Below are 22788 nucleotides of genomic sequence, written 5' to 3'. Positions count from 1 at the left end.
TCTCCTCTCTTAGATTATTCGTAAGAGGAAGAAAAAACAGTTGAAAAATTCTTCTCAACTGCTTATTTATTTGCAAAATAGTCTTCCTTGGTCAAGACATAATGAACTCTTGTAACGATTCGGCCTTCTTCATGCTGGTCCATACAAGCATAAGCTTCTTCGTGGGAAAAACGCATTCCTGATTTCTCCATGACCTTTCCTGACGCGGGATTAGCCTTATCGTATAAAGCAACTAACTTGTTCATCCCTATCTTCTCAAAAGCTAGCTTAATTACGGCACGATTGGCTTCTGTCGTAAATCCTTGATTCCAATACTTTTTATTGATAATGTAGCCAATAGCTGCCTTCTTAAGAACAGGATCAATCTTGTGCAAGTCAATGGTTCCGATAAATTTGCCATTGCTTTTTAGTTCTATTCCCCAACGTCCCAAGGGATTAGCCAAGTAGAACTGAGCAATATTATTTTTGGTTTCTTCCAAGCTTTGATTGGTTGGAAAAGTGTAGCGCGTATTTTCTCTGTCCGAGGCATAGTCAAACATTTCTTCCGCATCATCCAAGGTTACAGGTCTAAGCAATAAACGCTCAGTCTCGACTATGGGATACTGAGCTAGTTTTAAAAAGATTGATTCCATACTTCTCCTCCATTTAAAAATATTTTCTACCAGTCTAGCATAAAAAAGAAGTTACAACAAGTTTTCCTTGCTTTTTAAAGCGGTTTCATATAGAATAAAATCATCACCTTATTTTTATAGATAATGTGATAAATCATTTACAACCCGTCAATAGAAAGGGAGTTTTTCTCTATGTTAATCGGAATTCCAAAAGAAATTAAGAATAATGAAAACCGTGTTGCCCTCACACCTGCTGGTGTCCTCAGCTTAGTCGGTCGTGGTCATCGCGTCCTTATCGAAACAAATGCTGGTCTCGGTTCAGGCTTTACTGATGCTGACTATCAAAAGCAAGGAGCTGAAATTGTCGCTAGTGCTGGTGAAGCTTGGGCTGCAAAGTTAGTCGTGAAAGTAAAAGAACCATTACCTTCTGAATATGAGTACTTGCGTGACGACCTGCTTCTCTTCACCTACTTGCACATGGCCGCTGCTCCTGAATTAGCAGATGCTATGCTAGCAGCAAAAACAACAGGGATTGCCTATGAAACTGTCCATGATTCCCAAGGCCAGTTACCACTCCTCGTTCCTATGAGTGAGGTTGCAGGCCGTATGGCAGTCCAAATCGGAGCTCACTTCCTAACCAAACAAGCAGGAGGTTCTGGCGTCCTACTGGGTGGTGTACCGGGTGTACCTAAAGGAAAAGTAACCATCATCGGTGGTGGTGTCGTAGGGACCCATGCTGCCCGCATCGCTTTAGGATTGGGAGCGCAAGTGACCATCCTTGATATCAGTGCTAAACGTCTCTCCGTTTTAGAGGAGGTCTTTGGTCATCAAATTCAAACCCTTATGTCCAATTCGCTCAACATCGAAGCCAGTGTGAGAGATGCGGATGTGGTGATCGGAGCGGTTCTCATCCCAGGTGCCAAAGCACCAAAATTGGTGACAGATGAGATGGTCAAGCAAATGCGTCCAGGCTCTGTCATTGTGGACGTCGCCGTTGACCAAGGGGGCATTATCGAGACAGCTGACCGTGTCACAACGCACGATGAACCTGTCTATGAAAAATACGGCGTTCTCCACTATGCCGTTGCCAACATCCCTGGTGCAGTTGCCCGTACTTCAACCATCGCCCTAACCAATGTCACTCTTCCTTATATCGAAGCTTTGGCTGGTAAAGGTTTTATACAAGCAATCTCTGAAGATAAGGGCTTGCGTCAAGGTGTGACCACTTATCAAGGTTACTTAACCAGTCTTCCAGTAGCCCAAGGTCTCGATATAAAACATACTCCAATTGATGAACTAGTCTAAAAAATCTAATTATCAGATAAAAGAAAGAGCAATTCCACCTGAACTGCTCTTTTTTGCTATTCTGTTTCTTCTTGGTTTTCTTCACGCTCTTCTTTTTTAACCGGTACTGGTTCATAAGCTCGGATAATCTGAGCGACAACTGGATGGCGAACCACATCCTTAGCTGAAAAATGAACAAAGTCAATCTGATGAATGTTCTTGAGTTTCTCTTGGGCATCAATCAAACCGGACTTGACATTACGTGGCAGGTCAATCTGACTAATATCTCCATTGACAATCATCTTAGAATTAAAGCCTAAACGAGTCAAAAACATCTTCATCTGCATGATGGTCGTATTTTGGGCCTCATCGAGAATGACAAAGGCATCATCCAAGGTCCGTCCACGCATATAGGCAAGGGGCGCAATCTCGATAATTTCACGCTCCATGAGACGAGTCGTTTGGTCTTTTCCCAGAATCTGATACAAGGCATCGTAAACAGGTCGAAGGTAAGGATCTACCTTCTCCTTGAGATCACCCGGAAGAAATCCTAGACTCTCTCCTGCTTCCACTGCTGGACGTGTCAGGATAATTCGCTTGACTTGCCCACGTTTAAGAGCTGTCACTGCCAAGGTCACTGCAAGAAAGGTCTTCCCTGTCCCTGCAGGCCCAATTCCAAAGGTTACATCGTGCTGTTTGACACTATCAACATAAAGCTTTTGACCTAAGGTTTTGACACGGATAGGCTTCCCTGTGTTGTCCTTGATAATTTCTTCTTCGTAAAGGGCGACAAACTTGTCGATTTCATCGTTTTTGACCATGCTAATTGCAGTCACCACATCTGGCGTACCAACGGTCATCCCACGGTTCACCAAGACCATGAGAGCTTGAATAACCTGACGGGCTTCCTCACAAGCAGCCTCTTCTCCCAAAACCTGGACAATCTCCGTACGAGCATGAATCACCACATCAAGCTCTTCTTCCATCAAACGAAGATGGCGTTCATTGGAACCAAAAAGATGAAACAGGTCATCTGGATGACTCAGTTGAATGTCTATTGAATGTTCCTTCAAATAAAGAACCTCTCTAATCCTTTTATTTCTTTTTATTATAGCAAAGGGGTGGAGAAATTACTAGCCCAAACCCAGTGAATCATGCTAGTGCTCTATGTATTCTTGCCAGATAGCGTCAAAGTCTCCTAGGTTAAAAGAGAAACTGGCATGCTCCTCCAAAAAGCGACTCACCTCATCAAAATCATCTGTGTGTTTTGGAAAGGCTGACTCTTCAAAAGCTAGGTCTGCCAAGATAGCTTTGGGACTGTTACTTTTAGGATTGCGCTCGGTCATGAGCCAAGTGTAAAATGATTTTCTCATATGTCTCCCTAAATCAACTCTGTCCCAAACTGGTCTTGCTTGATTTTACCAGCCTTCATCAAGCCACCGAGTGCTTTCTTGAACTGACCTTTAGAAATTCCAAAGGTTGCCTTGATATCCTCAGGGGATGACTTGTCATTCAAGGTCATGAAACCACCATTGCTTTCCAAGTAGGTCAAAATCATCTGGGCATCATTTTCCAACATCTCAAAGGAACGTGGTTTAAGGGATAGGTTCAAAGTACGGTCCACTTCACGGAAACCAATAACACGCGCATCTAAAACTTGACCCAAACGTGGCTCTGCGTAGCGCTCGCTAGGATGGATAAAGCCAAGCATGTTATTTTCTGGCAGGTAAACAAAAGTCCCTGACAGCTTGAGGCGGTAAACAATGGCTGGCCAGTTTTGGTTCTGCATGTTGTTGTAGGCAGGACGAGCCAGACGTTTGAAGTCTTCTTGATAAGCCAAGAGTCCCCAGATACGGTCTTTCTTGTCCACTTCGAGACGGATGTAAAGTTGGTCGCCCTTCTTAGGCCAGAGTTCCTTGAGCTCAGGGAGAATATCGAGTGACACAACGATTTCCTTGTCAGGAAGGCCTGTATCCACAAAGACACCCAAGTCTTTACGAACTTCCGTTACAGTTCCCCAACCAAATTGGTCCTGAGTGGCGGTCACTTCTAGAGTGGTCAGGCGGAGTTTTTGCTTCATATCCGTGTAGGCAAAACCTTTGACCGTATCCCCTACCGTATGTTGACCTTCTTCCTTAGCAAGAGCATAGGTTTGACCATCCTTTTGCACAAAGTAAAAACGGTCGTTTTCATCGATGATCAGTCCAACGATAAAACTTGCAAGATTTGTATTCATATTTCCTTCTTTCGAATAAAACTCAGCCAGCAATGCCAACTGAGTTTTTCTGTTTATTTTTAGACTTCCAAAAGTTCTTTCTCTTTGTTGGCAGTCATGTCGTCGATGTGTTTAACAGCATCGTCTGTTACTTTTTGAATGTCTTTTTCAAGAGTCTTCAATTCGTCTTCAGTGATTTCTTTTGCTTTTTCTTGTTTCTTAGCTTCGTCCATAGCATCGCGACGGATATTGCGGACAGCCACCTTAGCATTCTCACCGACCTTCTTCACTTCTTTAGCAAGGTCACGACGAGTTTCTTCTGTAAGAGCTGGGATAACCAAGCGAATCACAGAACCGTCATTCGCTGGTGTGATACCAAGATCAGAAGCGTTCAAAGCACGTTCGATGTCTTTCAATGAAGACTTGTCAAATGGTGTTACCAACAAAACACGCGCTTCTGGAATGGTAATTGAAGCGATTTGGTTAAGAGGAGTTTCGACTCCATAGTATTCTACATGTACACGGTCAAGCAAGCTTGCATTGGCACGGCCAGCACGGATACCACCAAATTCACGAGCAAGTGATTGGTGAGACTGGGTCATTCTCTCTTTAGCTTTTTCAATAATTGCGTTAGCCATAATCTTTCTTATTCCTTTTCTTCGATATTATTTGAAACTGTTGTTCCGATATTTTCACCAAATACGACACGTTTGATGTTGCCTGGTTGGTTCATGTTAAAGACAACCAAGTCAATATCGTTGTCCATTGAGAGGGTTGAAGCTGTTGAGTCCATGATACGGAGACCTTTATTGATAACGTCACGGTGGGTCAATTCTTCAAATTTAACAGCTGTCTTGTCCTTCTTAGGATCGGCATTGTAAACACCGTCGACACCATTTTTAGCCATAAGGATGGCATCTGCTTCGATTTCAGCTGCACGAAGGGCCGCTGTTGTATCGGTTGAGAAGTAAGGTGAACCAATTCCGGCACCAAAGATAACGATACGGCCTTTTTCAAGGTGACGAAGGGCACGGCCACGGACATAAGGCTCTGCCACTTGTTGCATAGCAATAGCTGTTTGCACACGTGTATCAACCCCAACTTGTTGCAATGAATCTGCCATCACAAGAGCATTCATAACAGTCCCAAGCATTCCTGTGTAATCTGCCTGAACGCGGTCCATTCCTGCTTCTGCAGCAGGTTCGCCACGCCAGAGATTTCCTCCACCAATAACAAGGGCAATTTCGATACCTAAGCTATGAACTTCTTGAATCTCTTTTGCGATTGTTTGAACTGTTTGGATATCAATCCCTACGCCTCGTTCACCGGCAAGGGCTTCACCTGATAACTTGATTAAAATACGTTTATACTTGGGATTCGCCATTTTCACTCTCCTTCTTTTATCCTACCTATTTTATCACAATTTCTAAGATTTTTATAGTATCATGAGCAATTCTTTCAAAAAAATTAGACAGTTAAAAATTCTTCTAGGTCGCTAAGAGCGCGCTCTGCAATTTTTTCATAACGAGCCTTCTTATCACGAATACGCTCGCCTTCCAACTCCTTGATAATCCCAAAGTTGACATTCATTGGTTGGAAATGTTTGCTGTCAGCATGGGTGATATAATGAGCCAGACTTCCAATCGCTGTGGTCTCTGGGAAAACAGCCTCGCTTTCTCCCTTGAAGAGACGAGCGGCGTTAATTCCCGCAACCAAGCCTGAAGCAGCTGACTCAACATAGCCTTCCACACCTGTCATCTGACCAGCAAAGAAGAGGTTTGGCTGTTTCTTGGAACGATAGGTCTGCTCAAGAAGATTTGGTGAATCCATGTAAGAATTGCGGTGCATGACACCATAACGTACAAACTCCGCATTTTCAAGACCTGGAATCATTTGGAAGACACGCTTTTGTTCTCCCCATTTGAGGTGGGTCTGGAAACCAACAATATTGTAAAGGCTACCAGCCGCATTGTCCTGACGAAGCTGGACAACCGCATAAGGGGTTTTGAATTCTCCATCACGAGGTCCTGTGTAGTCGTCTGGATACTCAAGACCGACTGGTTTCATAGGGCCATAAAGCATGGTTTTAATACCTCGTTTGGCCATGACTTCGATAGGCATACAGCCTTCAAAGTACTTTTCTTTTTCGAAAGAATTGAGCGGTGCTTCTTCCGCACTGACCAAGGCTTCATGGAAATCCATAAACTCTTGCTTGGTCATTGGAGCGTTGAGATAAGCGGCTTCTCCCTTATCATAACGAGACTTGAGATAGACCTTGCTCATATCTATAGTATTGACATCGATAATCGGCGCTGCCGCATCGTAGAAATAGAAACCATCGCCGTCATTAAGAGCATGAATCTTTTCAGCCAAGGCATCGCTAGTCAAGGGACCAGTCGCCACAACTGTAATAACATCAGTCGGTAATTCTGTAATTTCATCACGAACCACTTCAATCAAGGGATGGTTGGCAACTTTTTCGGTTACCATTTGGGAGAAACCATCACGATCCACCGCAAGAGCACCACCTGCAGGAACACGTGTAGCCTCAGCAGATTCCAAAATAACAGAACCCAAGCGACGCATTTCTTCCTTGAGAAGACCCACTGCATTTGTCAAAGCATCCCCACGAAGAGAATTAGAACAAACTAACTCAGCAAAATTGTCTGTTTTGTGTTGAGGTGTTGACTTGACACCACGCATTTCATAAAGTTTAACTGGAATACCACGTTCTGCAATTTGGTAGGCTGCTTCAGAACCTGCCAAACCAGCACCGATAACATTGATATAAGATTGAGACACGACACTAATACCTCTTTGGGTGGAACCTCAGTCCATATTCAAACAAGCTACTGGACTGTTTGACACCCACAAATCTTTCTAATTTTTTCTTCTACTAGTATAACAAAAAAAGGGAAGAAGGCAAACTTCCCTGTTTAGTCATTTTCTTGATTTTCTTCCCAATCGTGATAGGCAGCGTATAGCTGGCTTTTATTCCACTGGTAAATCTTAGCTACTTCCTTGATAGCTTGATTTTTCTTCATGCCTTGCTGGATGCGGACTTGGATTTCTAAGAACAAGTCCTCCTCGTCTTTTTCCTCCACATCCTGACTGGCACCTTCAACAATGAGAAGGCATTCTCCCTTAAGTGGCGTTTCAGAGATGCTTTCCAGCAATTCAGAAATTGTACCTCTTTGGTATTCTTCATAGATTTTGGTCAATTCTCTAACCAAGACGACCGAGCGGTCACCATAGACTTCTAGCATATTTTCTAACGTATCTGCCACACGATGGGGAGATTCATAGAAAATCTGGGTTTCTGGATAGTCTTTTTTCGAGTCGAAAAATTGCTTTTGCTGGCCTGATTTTCTCGGTAAAAAGCCGTAAAAGATATGTGGCTGTGGCGCTAAACCACTGGCAATCAAAGCAGAAATTCCTGCAGAGGCACCTGGAACAGTCACAACCGCAATTTCTTCCTCAATGGCTGCCTTAACCAAATCATGACCAGGGTCTGAAATGCTAGGCAGACCCGCGTCGGATACCTGAGCAATGCTTTGTCCTGCTTTCAGGAAACCAATCAAATCAGGAATTTTTTCCTTGGCATTGTGCTCATGAAAACTAATCTGCTTAGTAGAAATGTCAAAATGCTTGAGCAAAAGCCCTGTATTGCGCGTGTCCTCAGCTGCAATCCAATCTACTTCTTTCAAGGTCTGGATAGCACGAAAAGTCATATCATCTAGATTTCCAATCGGCGTTGCCACTAGATACAGCTTGCCATAGGGAGACTGCCCCTTAAAACTTTTTTGAATCTGCATGCCTACTCCCTGTACAACAACTCGTCACAGAACATACATTCCTCGTCCTGCTCTCGACGTTGTCCATAAAAATCATTACAAACGTGAAATCCATCACGGTAAATGCGACGGACACTTTCTCGAACATGCTTGGCCTTGACGGGAGCATCTGCTTCCACCTCGCCCAAGCGTTCGCGCAACTTACTATTTTCCAAGCGAAGAGCTGTATTTTCCTCTACCAGGCTCTTGAGATTTTTCTTGATAGCTTCCACATCGGCCAAGGTTACCAATAACTGTTGGGAAAAATCATCCAGCGCGTCAAATAATTCTTTTTTGTCCATAAAACAGCCCTTTCCTTTCATTATCGTTCATTTTTGAGTTTATATTTCTTTCAAGACCAGATATTCCATGGCATTTTGAAAGCTGACATTAGCTTGCCACATTTTTCTAGCTTCTAGCAAATCTTGTAAAATCACTCTTACTCTTGCTTGTAGGATATCTTGTCCACAGAGAACTTCAAGAATCCGTAAAACCTGATCTTGTTTTTCCTTGTCATCTGCCAAGCTAGCTAGTTTGGCAACTTGCAAATAACTTTCTTTTTTCTTAGCCACTAACCAAGTCAGCAGGCGTTCACTTTCATCAACCAAGGTCCAAAAACTTGCCTGATTAGCTAATTTTTCTGCTTCAGCTCGCGATTGACTAAACTGAGCTAGGAGAGTCGCTTTTTTCTTAACCAGTCCCATTTGTTCTAAGAGCAAGATGAGGTTCTCTTCTTGTTTTTTAAAGTGGAAAATCTGGGTCCGACTTCGAATTGTCGGTAAAATCTTCTCCTCATCGCTGGTCAAGAAGAAAATATAAACCTCACTCTGGGGTTCTTCGATGACCTTGAGCAGAGAATTGGTTGCATTAGGATGCATTTTCTCAGCTTGCTCGATAATAAAGACCTGTTGTTGGTTTTCAATCCCTGCTTGAGAAAACTGCCCCACTAATTCTCGAATCCGTTCTGTCTTGATGACCTGATTGACTGGCTTGATTAAAGTAACATCGGGAAATTCTCCCTGTTCAATCAGCTTACAATTTCGGCAGTTTTCACATGGTAAAACACCTACTTTATCTGTACAAAAGAGGCTCTTAGCTAAAAATTGCGCCATTTCCAAGCTTCCAAAGAAACCTGAAAAGAGGTAAGCATGATTGACCTGGTCTTGTTCTAGGATACGGACAAAGCGGTCAAACTGAGCTGGTTGCCAGACCTTTAGTTGATTTTGTTTCATTTGGCCAAGCCCATTCTGTCAAACAAGACAGCCTTGGTATTTTCCACAACCTGCTCCAAAGAGAGACTAGCATCAATCTTGACAATGCGATTTCCTTCTTTATTCAGAAGAGAAAGGTAGCCTTGACGAACTTTTTTATGCAAGTCCAACCCTTCCAAGTCCAAACGATTGACCTCACGATTGCTATTAGCAGCAATGCGAGCCAGTCCTTCTTCCACCTCGATGTCAAAATAGAGGGTCAAATCGGGTTTAAGGCCATCTGTCGCAAACTGATTGAGCCAATCAATGGCATCAATATCCAAGCCACGACCAAATCCCTGATAGGCAAGAGAACTATCGATGAAGCGATCCATAATGACCAACTTGCCAGCTGCAAGGGCAGGGAGAACTTTTTCCACCAAGTGCTGTCTGCGACTGGCGATATAGAGAAGGAGTTCCGTTTTAGGATCCATCTGAGTATGACTTGGGTCCAAAATCACTTCCCGAATCTTCTCCCCAATCAAGACTCCGCCAGGTTCACGGGTCGTCAGCACCTCTACCCCTTTTTCCTCTAAAATTGGTAGCAGAGCCTCTAAAACACTGGTCTTTCCTGCTCCCTCTGGTCCCTCAAGAGAGACTAAAAATCCTTTTGACATGTCTAACTCATTTCTTTTTTACTACTTCTATTCTATCAAAAAAATAGGGGTTTGTGACAATCTTTTTGTCTTCTAATTTCATACTCAATGAAAATCAAAGAGCAAACTAGGAAGCTAGCCGCAGGTTGCTCAAAACACTGTTTTGAGGTTGCAGATGGAAGCTGACGCAGTTTGAAGAGATTTTCGAAGAGTATCAACCACCATAAAAGAGGTAGACAAAACTACCTCTTATTTACCTAGTTCCTGTGTTCGTTTGTAGGCTTGACCAACTGCCTCCATGACTGTCCCTCGAAAAGCATGCGCTTCTAGGCTTGCTACACCAGCGATAGTCGAACCGCCTGGGCTACAAACTTGGTCTTTCAATACTCCAGGATGCTCTTGGCTTTCTAGGACCAATTGCCCAGCTCCTACCACAGTTTGGGCTGCCATTTTCAGTGCTATTTCTCGTGGCAATCCCGTCTGAACACCAGCATCTGCCAAGGCCTCAATAAAGAGATAGACAAAGGCTGGTCCACAACCTGCAAGACCTGTTGCTGCATCGATTAAACCTTCTCCAAGTTCAACCAAAAGACCAGCCTTGGCTAAAAGCTGACAAAAGAGTTCACTGTCCTCAGCCCCACAATTAGGAGACAAGGCATAACTAATCACTCCTTGCCCGATAGAAGCAGGGGTATTTGGCATCATACGAATAATTCGGTGTTGACTTGGAAGAAGACTTGCTAGTTTTTCTAAAGTCAATCCAGCAGCCATAGAAATCAAAAGAAGACTTTCTCTTTTTTCAAGGATGTTCTGATATTGAGAAAGCAAGTCTGAAAACTGAGCAGGCTTCACTCCTAGAAAAATCACATCTGCTTCAGCAAAAATTTCTTCATTGCTAGAAGCCTGACCACCGAAGTTGGCAATGAAAGCATCCACCTTAGCTTGACTACGATTGGCAAGGAGAAGGTCATCACCCGTCTTAGCCTGCAAAACAGCCTTGGCCAAACTAGCGCCCATATTCCCCAAACCGATAAATCCAATCTTCATTTTTTACTCCCTTATCTGTCCATCACCAGCAACTACATACTTGTAACTGGTTAATTCTTTTAAGCCCATTGGACCACGCGCATGCAGTTTCTGAGTTGAAATCCCCATTTCACAACCAAGACCAAATTGACCTCCATCTGTAAAACGCGTTGAGGCATTGACATAGACTGCTGCAGAGTCCACTTGATCTGTAAAGTAAGCTGCAGCCTCAGCATTTTCAGTCACAATGGCATCCGAATGATGAGTACTGTGGGTTTCAATATGAGCAACCGCTTCTTCTAAACTGCTCACTACTTTAACAGCTAGGACATAGTCTAAAAACTCGGTATCAAAGTCTTGAGCCCCAGCTGCTTGGCCAGATACAAACTGACTAGCCTTCTCAGCCAAACGGAATTGAATCGGTTCAAGTCCAGCTTCTTTACGATCCGCAACTAGAACTTGCTCCAAACGAGGAAGGAAGCTTGCTACCTTGTCTTCATGAACCAGCAGAACCTCCATGGCATTACAAACAGAAGGACGACTGGTTTTAGCATTGTTGATAATAGAGAGAGCCTTGTCCTCATCTGCGTCCTTATCGACATAAACATGGACAATCCCTGTCCCTGTCTCGATAACAGGTACGATAGCATTCTCAACCACTGCATTGATCAAACCAGCTCCCCCACGAGGAATAAGAAGGTCTAGATATCCCTTGGCCTTCATCATAGCATAGCTACTTTCACGGCTGGTATCTTCCACTAGTTGAATCACATCTGGATGAATGGTCGTTGTCTCCAAACCCTTCTTCAAGGCTGTGACAATGGCATGGGCCGTTTGATAGGCATCCTTACCACTACGAAGAACAACTGCATTTCCACTTTTAAGAGCCAAAGCAGCCGCATCAGACGTCACATTTGGACGGCTTTCATAGATTATACCAATAACTCCCATAGCTACACGTTTCTTGGTGATAACCAAGCCATTTTCAAGCTGACTTGTTTCCAAAACTTCACCGATTGGATCTGGTAAAGCAACCACTTCACGAATCCCGGTTGCCATTGCTTCTATACGACTTGCATCCAAATAAAGACGATCCAGCATTACATCTGAGATTTTACCCTTAGCAGCTTCCATATCAAGGGCATTGGCTGCTAAAATTTCCTCAGTAGCTGCTAATAAGTGATCAGCCATGGCTAGCAAGGCTTGGTTTTTCACCTCTTCACTAGCTGTGTTAATCGATTTTTTAACAGCCTGTACCTGTTCAAATTGTTCTTGTGTACTTACCATAATTTACCTCTAAAATTCTGTAAAGAGTAGTTGGATTTCAGGAGTAATGGAAATCCAATCGTCACGGTGAATCAAGACACCTTTGGCTTTTTGAGAACGTAACATATCCTCCAAAGCAGATGCTCCAAATTGCACGCGTCCTTTTCCAAGTGATTTTCCACTTTCCTTGTCAAATACTGTCACGATATCACCGTAAGAAAAGGCTCCTTCTGCTTCAACAATACCAGATAAGAGAAGACTCTTTCCATGTTGAGAGAGAGCTTCAGCAGCCCCTTTATCAACCCAAATAGAACCCTGACTCTGAGCATAGAAGGCTAGCCATTGTTTCTGGGTACGAAGTCCCTTCTCTTGAGCAACAAAGTAGGAACCATCCTTGGTCTCCTCAGCCGCCTCAATCATTGCATCTGACTTCAAGGATGAGCAGATATAAACAGGAACGCCCGATTCTGTCGCAATAGTCGCTGCTTTGATTTTTGTTAGCATGCCCCCAGTTCCGTTTGAAGAACCTGCTCCACCGGCCATATCAATAATCTCACGATTGATAGTCTCGATTTTCTCCAAGCGTTTGGCTCTTGGATCTGAATTAGGATTTCCTGTATATAGACCGTCTACGTCTGTCAAGAGGACCAAAAGGTCTGCTTGGACCATGGCTGCTACCTGAGCACTTAGAGTATCATTGTCCCCAACCTTGAGCTCATCAATAACGACACTGTCATTCTCATTGATGATAGGAATCGCGCCACGGCTAAGTAAAACTGACAAAGCCTGATGGGCATTTTTATAACGGCGCTTATCCACAAAGTCATCCTGGGTCAGCAAGATTTGTGCAGAAACGATTTGGCGCAAGAGAAGATTGGTCGTGTATTCTTCCAACAAAAGGCCTTGCCCTACCGCTGCTGAAGCCTGTTTATCAGCAATCTTAGTCGGACGCTTTTTAAATCCTAAGGCTCCAAAACCAGCCGCAATGGCACCTGACGACACCAAAATCAACTCATGACCAGCTTCGTGCAACATAGCTAACTGCTGGGTAATAGCCTTTACCTTACTACGTGATAAACTTCCATCCTCATTCGTCAGAGAAGAAGTTCCTACCTTAAAGACAATCCGTTTGTATTTCATAGTCTCACTCCGATTCTTCGTATTTATCCATTATAACATGAATAGCAGAAAATAGAAAAGAGTTGATAGGAAAAAGAAGGCACTAAACCTTCTTTTTTACTATTGTTCTAATTCAGATCTGTTTACAATCGTTTCAGAGATTTGTGAAGTTGAAGAAGTCAAATCTTGACTAGTTGAAGAACTTGTAACACTTTCGTGTTGACTCGTTTCTTTATTTTCTAGTTCTTTTTTAACTACTTCTTTGGATTCTTTTATTTCCGAATTACTTGTAGTTCTAGTTGTAGCAGATTTCTCAACCGGAACATCCACTAACCAGGCTCCACTTGAATCAACAGTATAGCCTTCTGGTGTCTTACCGTTTACAATCAATTGACCATTTTCTTTCAAGAAGTACCATTTATCCTTGTCTTTAATCCAACCAACAGCTCGCGAACCATCTTCCTTGTAGAAATACCAATCATTTGCCTTTTTAAGCCAGCCTTGCTTCATAGCTCCTGATTCTTCTAGATAGTAATGATGACCAGAAACTTCTATCTCACCTGTCTTCATGATACCAGTAGAATCCATATAGTACCAGGTTTCTTTATCTTTTACCCAGCCCGTTTTCATTTCCCCTGATTGAGCAAAGTAATACCATTGCCCCTTATATTGAAGCCAACCTGTCTTCATAGAGCCATCAACATCCAAATAATACCACTGTTCTTTATCTTGAATCCAACCAATTTCCATCTGGTTTTCTTTGTTGAAATAATACCAGATTCCATCAATTTTCTTCCAATTTTTAGCAGCAACACCAGAGTCTGTCAAATAGAACCAACGATTGTTCCATTTTTTCCATTGATCCTGTAACAAGATACCCGTTTGGTTAAAGTAATACCAGTCACTCTTAATTTCATTCCAACCAACAGCATACTCTCCTGTAGAATCAGGTGCTTGATACCACCAATTTCCATAAGCACTCTTATGCCAACCAGCTTGAAAACTTGGAATCGGCTTGTAGGATGTTGAAATGTTTACTAAACCGTCTTGTCGAATATCAAAAACTGTCGCATCATAGTCTTTGCTGGCTGCGTTTATATGTTGAATTCCCATTGATTCAAGCCAGCTAATATATTCCCTATTTATTTCTTCACCGCTATCATACGAACCAATTGGTGAGGAAGAAGTTTGAACAATTATCTCAGGAGACAAATTTCTTATAAAATTTTTTGTATTAGAATTTTTTGTATCTAAATGATGATTAAACTTCATCAAATCAACTTTTCCAATAAGAGAACCGTACTTGTCTTCTGCTCCATGAACATTATCTAAGTCTCCCCCAAGGTAAATTTTCTTGCCATTGACTTTTACCACACTAATCAAGGAATTGGAATTGTCATCCCAAACAGGTTTAAGATTTCCATTCTCATCATATTCATTTTCATAATTATAGAGCTGAATATCCATGTCCCCAAACTGAAAATGAGCATCTCCTTGTGTGATGTTTTGAATCACTGAAACACCTTTTTCTGCGGCAGTCTGTAAAACCTTATCATAGCCATACAGATTATCCCAAAGACGTTCAGGCTTAGTAATACGATTATCACTATATTTCTTAAGATAGACTCGGTCAACTGGATAGGTAGACAGTAATTCATCAACATTTCCAATATGGTCACTGTGGGTATGTGTTACCAAAATAAAATCAAGCTTTGGGACACCCAATTCCTTCAAACGACGAAAGACACGATCTGTTAGAACATGCTTATAAGTGGTATTGATACCCTGTCTCCATGGATAACGAGAATCACTGCCGTCTGGGAAATCATAATCCTCTCCTGTATCCACCATGGCAAAATGTCCATTGCTTTCAAGAATAATCGCATCACTACCACCTTCATGAACATTTATAAAGTGGATTTTATTTCCTGAACTTTCTTGAGCTTGAACATTCCCATACCATGATAAACCTAAAAAAGCACCTGCAAGTGCTAAACTAGTTAATTTCTTTTTCATTCTTACTTTCTCAATCTCTCCAATGTTTCCTTAAAAATCTCTGGGATATCTGCTGTAAATTCCATGGTCTCACCTGTTCTCGGATGGGTAAAGCCTAGAGTCTTGGCATGGAGAAATTGTCCATGTCCTTTCAAAGTCTTGCGAGGACCATAGACCTCATCACCAGCGACTGGATGGCCAATATAAGCCATGTGAACACGGATTTGATGAGTGCGTCCTGTCTCTAGCTGCAACTCTACCAAGCTGTAATCACCAAAACGTTCCAAGACGTGGAAACGGGTCACTGCAGGCTTCCCTTTAGCAGTCACAGCCTGTTTCTTACGGTCTTTTTCACTACGGCCAATCGGAGCTTCAATCACACCACGATCATTAGGCAGATTTCCATGAACAATGGCCCAATATTTGCGGAGAGACTTTTTATCCTTGAGTTCTTGGGCAAGTGCTAGATGCGCCTCATCATTTTTAGCAATCATGAGAAGACCTGACGTATCCTTATCAATACGGTGAACAATTCCTGGACGTAGAACCCCATTGATACCCGACAAATCCTTAATATGGTACATAAGGGCATTGACTAGGGTTCCACTGGTATGACCAGTACTTGGGTGGACAACCATTCCCTGAGGCTTGTTAACGACAGCCACATCCTCATCTTGATAGATAATTTCAAGAGGAATTTCCTCTGCTACATACTCTAAGACCTCTGGCTCTGGTACATGGTAAGTGACGATATCACCTTCTTGGACAGTGTATTTAGCTTTCTTGACTTGACCATTGACCAAGACCTGCCCTGATTTGATTTGTTCATTCGCGAGACTGCGTGATAATTCTGTCAAATCTGACAAAGCCTTATCTAAACGCAGGCCACCAGTTTCAATTTTAATTTCCATTTATTTCCTCTTTTAGCATTGCAATCAATAAAATAATCACTCCAACCGTCAGATAGCTATCTGCCACATTGAAAATTGCAAAATTGATAAAGTCAAGGTGGAACATATCCACAACAAAGCCCTGACTGATTCTGTCAATAAAGTTTCCAAGACCACCTGCAATAATCAAGGTCAAACCCAAGACCATCCAAAGTGAGTCCTCCATGTGTTTATGTAGATACCAAATGGCACCTACCATAACGACCAGTGTAATGATAGCAAATAACCACTGCTGGTCTTGTAGCATGGAAAAGGCTGCACCTCGATTTTGCAGGTAGGTCAAACTAACGAAATTGGGAATCCAAGAGCGTACTTCACCCAGTGGAATCTGCTGGACGATATAGGATTTTACCAACTGATCAAGCCCAATCAAAAGTAGTACAATGACTGCCACTATTCCTCTTTTTTTCATGATTTCCTCTTCTGATTAAAATATTCTTGCATGACTTCTACAAAGAGAGTCCCAGCTTGACTCAGCTCCACTTCTTCACGTTTAACATAGACCATGCGATTATCTAGGTTATCCTTGAGACGAATGACTGTAATCCCATTGACACTGTCACTATCTAAAAATCCGGAACCTGTTGCATAAGCGTCCGTCCGCTCCAAAATACCATTCAAAGTAGCACGGTCTGTCACATTGAACATCTGCGAGCTCGCACTGGTATCAACAAAGTTCTCTGAATAATAAAGGTACTCGTCTTTTTCTTGAGTGAAACGAACCGTTGGTAGATCAGCTAAATCCTCCATAACCAATTCCTCTTTCTGAGCCAAAGGATGCCCCTCGCGGAGATAAATGTGGGTATGGAAGGAAATCAATTCAATGACCTCCAGACCTAGCTTTTCAACCCGTTGCATAATACCTTTTTTATTTTGATTGTTGAGGTAGATAATCCCGATCTCACTATGCCCTTGCGCTACTTCATCTAAAATTTGAACAGTAGTTGATTCAAAAATACGAAAGTTCTTATAATCAGGATAGCGCTCTGAAAAGGCCGTAATGGTTGGTGGCAAGAAGTCATAGTGCTGACTAGCAATGGAAAATTCATCCTTTTCTTCCTCAGGATTGGCATACTGATTTTGAAAAATATCAAATCCTTTAACCAATTCTTGCGCTTTTTCATAAAATTCCATACCACGACGAGTCAAGAAAGTCCCTGAGCTGGTCCGACGGAAAATCTTAAAGCCCAACTCTTTTTCCAAATCACGAACAGAAATAGACAGACTCGGCTGACTAACATACATCTTTTCAGCAGCTTCACGAAAAGTACCGCTATTCGCAATAGCCACAACATAGCGTAATTGTTGAATGTTCATCTTCTACCCCCAACTTCTTTATCTTTTCATTATACCATATTTTAGAAGTTTTCCAAAAAGGAAAAAAGTCTGGAAATTTTCAAGTCTAAGCGAATACTCTAATACCCCAATACAAGAATTAGAATGATATCTTTTTTCAGTCCTCATTTTATTTCAAACAAATAAAAACAGCAAATCTTCTTGATTTACCGTTTAAAACATGATATAAATTCGATTTCCCATTAATTTATGATAAAAGCCTCTTCAATCCTATTAGCTATATCTGGATTTACTTCCCAAATACCAGCATAAGGTTGCTCAATATACTGTCTTTTCTTCTTAGTATATAGATATACTACACTATCCTTTTCTTCATTCTGATGAGTAAATTTGATAATGATGTAATCTTTAACATTTGTCAGTTGATCATTTAAACTTTCTAAAGTTGTGGATTTTGACTGTTTCTGTATCTCCTCAATCAATTTTGAAATTTCTTCTCTCTTGTTAATAGTTTTAACATATTCAGAAAGCTTTTCCTGCAGAGAAATAACAGAGATCGTTTCAGATTCAGGAAGAATCAATTTTTTCTTACTAACACAAGTAGATAGAACAAGAAAAGAGATTGAACAGACTATTATGGGGATAAACTTTTTCATATAGGTTCAAATCCTTTCCATATTCCTGTTTTCCTACTTAGATACCGTTATAATATCAAACCTTAGCAATTTTTACAATATCTTATTCTCTTATAAATTTCATGATTCTAAAAGCTCTACATTCAATTATTTTTTCATTGTAAAATAAAGTAGCCGACAAGTTCGCTTCTTACATTGGTTTTTAAAATATGGGTATCAGCGTGGGTATCAAAACAAAAAAATAGGCTCTCCGAAAACTCGGAAAGCCTTATTTAATGCTACTTCTAGCTTCCTCGCCTTTATATTTCAAGGCTCGGGATAAAAAGGTTCACTGGACCTTTTTATTTAGCGATTGGGTAAACAGAAACTTGTTTTTTATCGCGTCCTTTACGTTCAAAGCGTACTACGCCTTCAACTTTAGCGAACAAAGTATCGTCTCCACCACGTCCAACGTTTACCCCTGGGTAGATGTGTGTACCACGTTGACGGTAAAGGATTGATCCACCTGTTACAGTTTGTCCGTCAGCTGCTTTAGCTCCAAGACGTTTAGCTTGTGAATCACGTCCGTTTGATGTAGAACCTCCACCTTTTTTGTGGGCGAAAAGTTGCAAGTTGTTAAGAGTCATTTTTAACATAATGTTTTCCTCCGTGTTAGTTTTCTGTGATAACTCTGGTTTGGACGAACTCTGAAGAGTTCTCCGATAAGTTTGCCATACCTAAGAAAAATGATTCAAAGAACAACTGGGTCATTTCTCTCTGGTGTGAAGGAAGATCTTTTGGAATTTCAACCATCAGATAGCCACCTTCATCTTCGTTTAATTCTAGGATTGGTTCATAGCCTGCAAATTTCTCAATAGAATTGATAAAGTTAATGGCAAGCGTAGAAACCGATGCACACACGACATCTAAGCCGTATTCGCCACTCTCGGCGTGTCCAGTAATTTCCGCACTCCTCAGCTCGCCATCTTCGGCTCTCTCAAAGACTGCCTGTATCATGTGTTCTCCTTAAAATTAAGCGTTGATTGCGTTGATGACAACTTTAGTATATGGTTGACGGTGACCTTGTTTACGGTGGCTACCTTTTTTAGGTTTGTACTTGTAAGTAACAACTTTCTTTTGTTTTCCTTGTTTTTCAACAGTTCCAACTACAGTAGCTCCAGCAACAAGTGGAGTTCCGACAACAGTGTTTTCACCACCAACAAGAACAACTTCGTTAAAAGTAACTTCTTGACCAGCTTCCACGTTCAATTTTTCAACGTAAACTGCTTGACCAACTTCAACTTTAACTTGTTTTCCGCCAGTTTTGATAATTGCGTATGTGCTCATTATGCACCTCCTATGATTTTTATGGGTTTCCCCGAATTTTTGTGAAGACTCGCCTAGCATCGTGGGACGAACCACTTAGAATAACGATGTTCGTGCGGTTGCACAGGAACGTGCATAGTCAACTCTTCAAGTATAGCATATCTCCTGTTTTCTTACAAGTAATAACACCTAAAATGAATCTTTTTCTTTTACTTTTTTCTGCAACTTGGCAAAAAGCATGCTGAGGTAAAAAATGCTCATCATAATAGGAACACCAAGAATAGTCTTTTCATGATAGAAAATCGTCAAATAGGCTGAAAAAACAACGCCAAGAACAAAACTACTAAGAAGGCTAACAAATATAAACCCTTCACGCAAAAAAGGAGTGTGCTTGGTCCGGAAATAATCTCCAAAAGCCAGCATGGTCCGTTTAATATTCCCTGTCATAAAGGCATTATTATAAGCAATACCTGACACTTCTCCAAAAGCAGTTGTCACCAGTCCCATACAGAAGGCCAAGGGTGGCACTAGATAGATATTATCTACAGTCTGCGGCACAAAACCAATAATGATTGATAAGATTGCCAAAGGAATCAGTGACAGAATAGGCTTTTTCACAATTCTCAATTTTTCCTTATAAACAGTTAATAAAAAGACTCCCATCATAAAAGCTAGCAAGGTCATTACTTTGGCACTGGCATCAGAAACATTGTGCTGAATGAGTCCCACTGAAAGAAATACGACATTCCCAGTTTGTCCAGCTACAAGAGTATTCCCTCGCACAATAAAAGTATAGGCGTCTACATATCCTGCACAAAACGTCAAAAAAAGCGCTAGCCTCTTAGACTGACGTGATATTTTTCTTATAGGTAATAACCTCATTTTCCCTCCCATTTCATTTACTCATCTAATTATTGTACCACTTTCTTTGGAAAAGACCTAGTAGCTTATTTGAAATTTTGCACCCTCTGTTGGATAGTCCCGTCTATCTATGTTATAATGAAAGAAGGATTTGAAATCGGAAAAGGAGTATCTATGCTTAAATTAGGTGTCATCGGAACAGGTGCTATTAGCCACCACTTCATAGAAGCAGCCCATACCAGTGGAAAATACCAACTGGTCGCAGTCTATTCTAGAAAGTTAGAAACTGCAGCAACCTTTGCTTCTCGCTATCAGGATATCCAACTCTTTGATCAAGTAGAGGACTTCTTCAAGAGCTCTTTTGATGTAGTCTATATTGCCAGTCCAAACTCCTTGCATTTTGCTCAGGCAAAAACTGCCTTGTCTGCTGGTAAACATGTTATTCTTGAAAAGCCAGCTGTCACTCAACCACAAGAATGGCTGGATTTGGTTCAAACAGCTGAAAAAAATCACTGTTTTATCTTTGAAGCAGCTCGTAATTACCATGAAAAAGCTTTCACTATCATCAAAAACTTTTTAGCAGACAAACAGATTTTGGGATCAGATTTCAACTATGCCAAGTATTCTTCCAAAATGCCTAACTTGTTGGCTGGACAGACACCAAATGTCTTTTCAGCCCGTTTTGCTGGCGGTGCTCTTATGGATTTGGGGATTTATCCTCTCTACGCTGCCGTTCGCCTCTTTGGAAAGGTTGAGGATGCGACCTACATGGCTCAACAGCTTGACAATAGCATGGACCTGAATGGAGACGGAATCCTCTTTTACCCTGATTTTCAAGTTCATATCAAAGCTGGGAAAAACATCACTTCCAATCTTCCTTGCGAAATTTATACGACAGATGGTACCTTGACCCTCAACACCATCGAGCATGTTCGCTCGGCTATTTTTACCGACCACCAAAGCAATCAAATCCAGCTTCCTATTCAACAGGCTCCTCATACGATGACTGAGGAAGTCGCTGCATTTGCACACATGATCCAACAACCAGATCTGAATCTCTACCAAACTTGGCTGGAAGATGCAAGTTCTGTTCATGAGCTACTATATACCATGCGCCAGACTGCTGGCATTAGATTTGAGGCAGAAAAATGAAAACCAAACTACCGACTGAATGGCAAGAACTGAGTGACCAACTCGGTTTCCAAGAATTTACCCCCATTCAAACTCAACTATTTGAGCCCCTTCTTGCGGGAGAAAATCTTCTAGGAGTGAGCCCAACAGGAACTGGTAAGACCCTAGCTTACCTTCTACCAAGTCTTCTCAGACTACAAAAGAAAAAAGCCCAACAACTCTTGATTCTAGCACCAAATACAGAGCTTGCTGGACAGATTTTTGATGTATGTAAAACGTGGGCTGAAGCTATCGGCTTAACTGCCCAGCTCTTCTTATCAGGTTCAAGTCAGAAACGCCAGATTGAACGCCTTAAAAAGGGGCCAGAAATTCTTATTGGAACTCCTGGCCGTATCTTTGAACTAATTAAATTGAAAAAAATCAAGATGATGAATGTGGAAACCATCATCCTAGATGAATTTGACCAATTGCTCGATGATTCTCAGATACACTTTGTTGAGAAAATCACTCACTACGCACCTCGTGACCACCAACTTATCTACATGAGTGCGACGACCAAGTTTGACCAAGAAAAGATTGCTCCTAACACTCGCACCATTGATCTCTCTGACCAAAAATTGGACAATATCCAACACTTCTACATGCAGGTGGATCAACGTCACCGAGTGGACATGCTACGAAAACTAGCTCATATAGAGGATTTCCGCGGTCTGGTCTTCTTTAACAGCCTATCAGACCTTGGAAGTGCAGAGGAAAAATTACAGTATCGTGATATCCTAGCTGTTTCTCTAGCTAGTGATGTCAATGTTAAATTTAGAAAAGTCATCTTGGAAAAGTTTAAAGACAAGCAACTAACCCTGCTTCTTGCAACTGACCTTCTGGCTCGTGGAATTGATATCGATAGCCTCGAATGTGTTGTAAACTTTGATGTTCCAAGAGACATCGAAACCTACACTCACCGTGCTGGACGTACTGGCCGTATGGGCAAAGACGGCTATGTTATCACTCTCGTCACTCATCCTGAAGAGCTTAAAAAACTTAAGAAGTTTGCAAGTGTACGAGAAATTGTTTTGAAAAATCAAGAACTCTATATCCAATAAAGCCCCCTTTGCTCTATGCACATCAAGTGTATAGAGCTTTTTTGTGTACAATTCTTCAATTTTATACTCAATGAAAATCAAAGAGCAAACTAGGAAGCTAGCCGCAGGCTGTACTTGAGTACGGCAAGGTGACGCTGACGTGGGTTGAATTTGATTTTCGAAGAGTATTAGTTCAATATCCGAAAAAAGGCTCTATAATATTTGTAGTGGGTAAATCCCCTATGGATATTATGGAGCCTATTTTGTTGTAGAAAAAAAGTCCCATAAGATCTATAATGAAAAGCGACAAAACAACTCATTAGAAAGATTCATATG

Annotated in this window: 26 protein-coding genes, 1 pseudogene and 1 other annotated feature; of the genes and pseudogenes, 4 read left to right on the top strand and 23 right to left on the bottom strand. The window is 41.6% G+C overall.

Features of this window, described 5'->3' with window-relative positions:
- Positions 1–62: 62 nt before the first annotated feature.
- A complete protein-coding gene (locus QM408_RS03375) occupies positions 63–632 on the bottom strand; it encodes a GNAT family N-acetyltransferase (protein WP_203213290.1) in 570 nt (189 codons plus the stop codon).
- 171 nt (positions 633–803) lie between these two features.
- On the opposite strand from QM408_RS03375, the gene ald reads away from it, so the two are divergent.
- Positions 804–1916: an alanine dehydrogenase gene (ald, locus tag QM408_RS03370; RefSeq protein ID WP_414373593.1), complete on the top strand. Its 1113-nt coding sequence runs from the start codon at positions 804–806 to the stop codon at positions 1914–1916.
- A gap of 56 nt (positions 1917–1972) precedes the next feature.
- Here ald and QM408_RS03365 read toward each other — a convergent pair whose 3' ends face one another.
- The 17 genes from QM408_RS03365 to QM408_RS03285 form a co-directional block, all read right to left on the bottom strand.
- Positions 1973–2968 (bottom strand): PhoH family protein, encoded by a 996-nt coding sequence (locus QM408_RS03365; protein ID WP_237446922.1) that lies wholly within the window; start codon positions 2966–2968, stop codon positions 1973–1975.
- Between the two features lie 84 nt (positions 2969–3052).
- Positions 3053–3268, bottom strand: coding sequence for a YozE family protein (locus QM408_RS03360; protein ID WP_001232083.1), 216 nt, complete (start codon positions 3266–3268; stop codon positions 3053–3055).
- 8 nt (positions 3269–3276) lie between these two features.
- The gene (gene cvfB / locus QM408_RS03355) at positions 3277–4131 is read right to left on the bottom strand and encodes an RNA-binding virulence regulatory protein CvfB (protein WP_001095458.1); all 855 of its coding nucleotides are present in this window, start codon (positions 4129–4131) and stop codon (positions 3277–3279) included.
- Positions 4132–4190: 59 nt separating this feature from the next.
- Positions 4191–4748 (bottom strand): ribosome recycling factor, encoded by a 558-nt coding sequence (gene frr, locus QM408_RS03350; protein ID WP_001262225.1) that lies wholly within the window; start codon positions 4746–4748, stop codon positions 4191–4193.
- An 8-nt stretch (positions 4749–4756) separates the two neighbouring features.
- A complete protein-coding gene (gene pyrH / locus QM408_RS03345) occupies positions 4757–5494 on the bottom strand; it encodes a UMP kinase (RefSeq protein WP_000002996.1) in 738 nt (245 codons plus the stop codon).
- An 83-nt stretch (positions 5495–5577) separates the two neighbouring features.
- Positions 5578–6912, bottom strand: coding sequence for a methylenetetrahydrofolate--tRNA-(uracil(54)-C(5))-methyltransferase (FADH(2)-oxidizing) TrmFO (trmFO, locus tag QM408_RS03340; protein WP_237446923.1), 1335 nt, complete (start codon positions 6910–6912; stop codon positions 5578–5580).
- 134 nt (positions 6913–7046) lie between these two features.
- Positions 7047–7925, bottom strand: coding sequence for a 16S rRNA (cytidine(1402)-2'-O)-methyltransferase (gene rsmI / locus QM408_RS03335; RefSeq protein ID WP_237446924.1), 879 nt, complete (start codon positions 7923–7925; stop codon positions 7047–7049).
- A 2-nt stretch (positions 7926–7927) separates the two neighbouring features.
- A complete protein-coding gene (gene yabA, locus QM408_RS03330; protein WP_000358228.1) occupies positions 7928–8245 on the bottom strand; it encodes a DNA replication initiation control protein YabA in 318 nt (105 codons plus the stop codon).
- A gap of 39 nt (positions 8246–8284) precedes the next feature.
- The gene (locus QM408_RS03325) at positions 8285–9175 is read right to left on the bottom strand and encodes a DNA polymerase III subunit delta' (protein WP_237446925.1); all 891 of its coding nucleotides are present in this window, start codon (positions 9173–9175) and stop codon (positions 8285–8287) included.
- Positions 9172–9810: a dTMP kinase gene (tmk, locus tag QM408_RS03320; protein WP_237446926.1), complete on the bottom strand. Its 639-nt coding sequence runs from the start codon at positions 9808–9810 to the stop codon at positions 9172–9174. Before tmk ends, QM408_RS03325 begins: the two co-directional genes overlap by 4 nt.
- 228 nt (positions 9811–10038) lie before the next feature.
- The gene (gene proC / locus QM408_RS03315) at positions 10039–10836 is read right to left on the bottom strand and encodes a pyrroline-5-carboxylate reductase (RefSeq protein ID WP_237446927.1); all 798 of its coding nucleotides are present in this window, start codon (positions 10834–10836) and stop codon (positions 10039–10041) included.
- 3 nt (positions 10837–10839) lie between these two features.
- Positions 10840–12102 (bottom strand): glutamate-5-semialdehyde dehydrogenase, encoded by a 1263-nt coding sequence (locus QM408_RS03310; protein ID WP_237446928.1) that lies wholly within the window; start codon positions 12100–12102, stop codon positions 10840–10842.
- Positions 12103–12111: 9 nt separating this feature from the next.
- Complete coding sequence (gene proB, locus QM408_RS03305; protein WP_000875717.1) at positions 12112–13221, bottom strand: glutamate 5-kinase; 1110 nt, start codon at positions 13219–13221, stop codon at positions 12112–12114.
- Positions 13222–13320: 99 nt separating this feature from the next.
- Positions 13321–15216, bottom strand: coding sequence for an MBL fold metallo-hydrolase (locus QM408_RS03300; RefSeq protein ID WP_237446929.1), 1896 nt, complete (start codon positions 15214–15216; stop codon positions 13321–13323).
- A 2-nt stretch (positions 15217–15218) separates the two neighbouring features.
- Positions 15219–16106: an RluA family pseudouridine synthase gene (locus tag QM408_RS03295; RefSeq protein ID WP_237446930.1), complete on the bottom strand. Its 888-nt coding sequence runs from the start codon at positions 16104–16106 to the stop codon at positions 15219–15221.
- Positions 16096–16557: a signal peptidase II gene (gene lspA / locus QM408_RS03290; protein WP_000745688.1), complete on the bottom strand. Its 462-nt coding sequence runs from the start codon at positions 16555–16557 to the stop codon at positions 16096–16098. The genes QM408_RS03295 and lspA overlap by 11 nt, the downstream gene beginning before the upstream one ends.
- Positions 16554–17462 carry a LysR family transcriptional regulator gene (locus QM408_RS03285; protein ID WP_001025697.1) on the bottom strand — a complete coding sequence of 303 codons (909 nt, stop codon included), beginning with the start codon at positions 17460–17462 and terminating at the stop codon, positions 16554–16556. Before QM408_RS03285 ends, lspA begins: the two co-directional genes overlap by 4 nt.
- Here QM408_RS03285 and QM408_RS03280 point away from each other — a divergent pair.
- Positions 17455–17529 (top strand): annotated as a pseudogene (locus QM408_RS03280) (AraC family transcriptional regulator); the annotation flags it as partial. The gene QM408_RS03285 and the pseudogene QM408_RS03280 overlap by 8 nt on opposite strands.
- 154 nt (positions 17530–17683) lie before the next feature.
- Here the strand turns inward: QM408_RS03280 and QM408_RS03275 are convergent.
- The 5 genes from QM408_RS03275 to QM408_RS03255 all read right to left on the bottom strand — a co-directional run bounded on the left by QM408_RS03275 (position 17684) and on the right by QM408_RS03255 (position 20263).
- Positions 17684–18097 (bottom strand): DUF5301 domain-containing protein, encoded by a 414-nt coding sequence (locus QM408_RS03275; RefSeq protein WP_237446931.1) that lies wholly within the window; start codon positions 18095–18097, stop codon positions 17684–17686.
- Between the two features lie 320 nt (positions 18098–18417).
- A complete protein-coding gene (rpmA, locus tag QM408_RS03270; RefSeq protein ID WP_000916509.1) occupies positions 18418–18711 on the bottom strand; it encodes a 50S ribosomal protein L27 in 294 nt (97 codons plus the stop codon).
- Positions 18712–18727: 16 nt separating this feature from the next.
- The gene (locus QM408_RS03265) at positions 18728–19072 is read right to left on the bottom strand and encodes a ribosomal-processing cysteine protease Prp (RefSeq protein WP_000613699.1); all 345 of its coding nucleotides are present in this window, start codon (positions 19070–19072) and stop codon (positions 18728–18730) included.
- 15 nt (positions 19073–19087) lie between these two features.
- A complete protein-coding gene (rplU, locus tag QM408_RS03260) occupies positions 19088–19402 on the bottom strand; it encodes a 50S ribosomal protein L21 (RefSeq protein ID WP_000109141.1) in 315 nt (104 codons plus the stop codon).
- A 35-nt stretch (positions 19403–19437) separates the two neighbouring features.
- Positions 19438–19512: a sequence feature (ribosomal protein L21 leader region), on the bottom strand.
- A gap of 58 nt (positions 19513–19570) precedes the next feature.
- Positions 19571–20263, bottom strand: coding sequence for a YoaK family protein (locus QM408_RS03255; RefSeq protein WP_414373585.1), 693 nt, complete (start codon positions 20261–20263; stop codon positions 19571–19573).
- A gap of 153 nt (positions 20264–20416) precedes the next feature.
- On the opposite strand from QM408_RS03255, the gene QM408_RS03250 reads away from it, so the two are divergent.
- Entirely contained in the window at positions 20417–21394 is a 978-nt protein-coding gene (locus QM408_RS03250) for a Gfo/Idh/MocA family protein (protein WP_237446933.1), read from the top strand.
- Positions 21391–22473: a DEAD/DEAH box helicase gene (locus QM408_RS03245; RefSeq protein WP_237446934.1), complete on the top strand. Its 1083-nt coding sequence runs from the start codon at positions 21391–21393 to the stop codon at positions 22471–22473. The genes QM408_RS03250 and QM408_RS03245 overlap by 4 nt, the downstream gene beginning before the upstream one ends.
- The last annotated feature ends 315 nt before the right edge of the window (positions 22474–22788 follow it).

Source organism: Streptococcus mitis (assembly GCF_047464965.1).
GTDB classification, from domain to species: Bacteria; Bacillota; Bacilli; order Lactobacillales; family Streptococcaceae; genus Streptococcus; species Streptococcus mitis_DU.
This window is presented reverse-complemented; position numbering and strand designations above follow the sequence as displayed.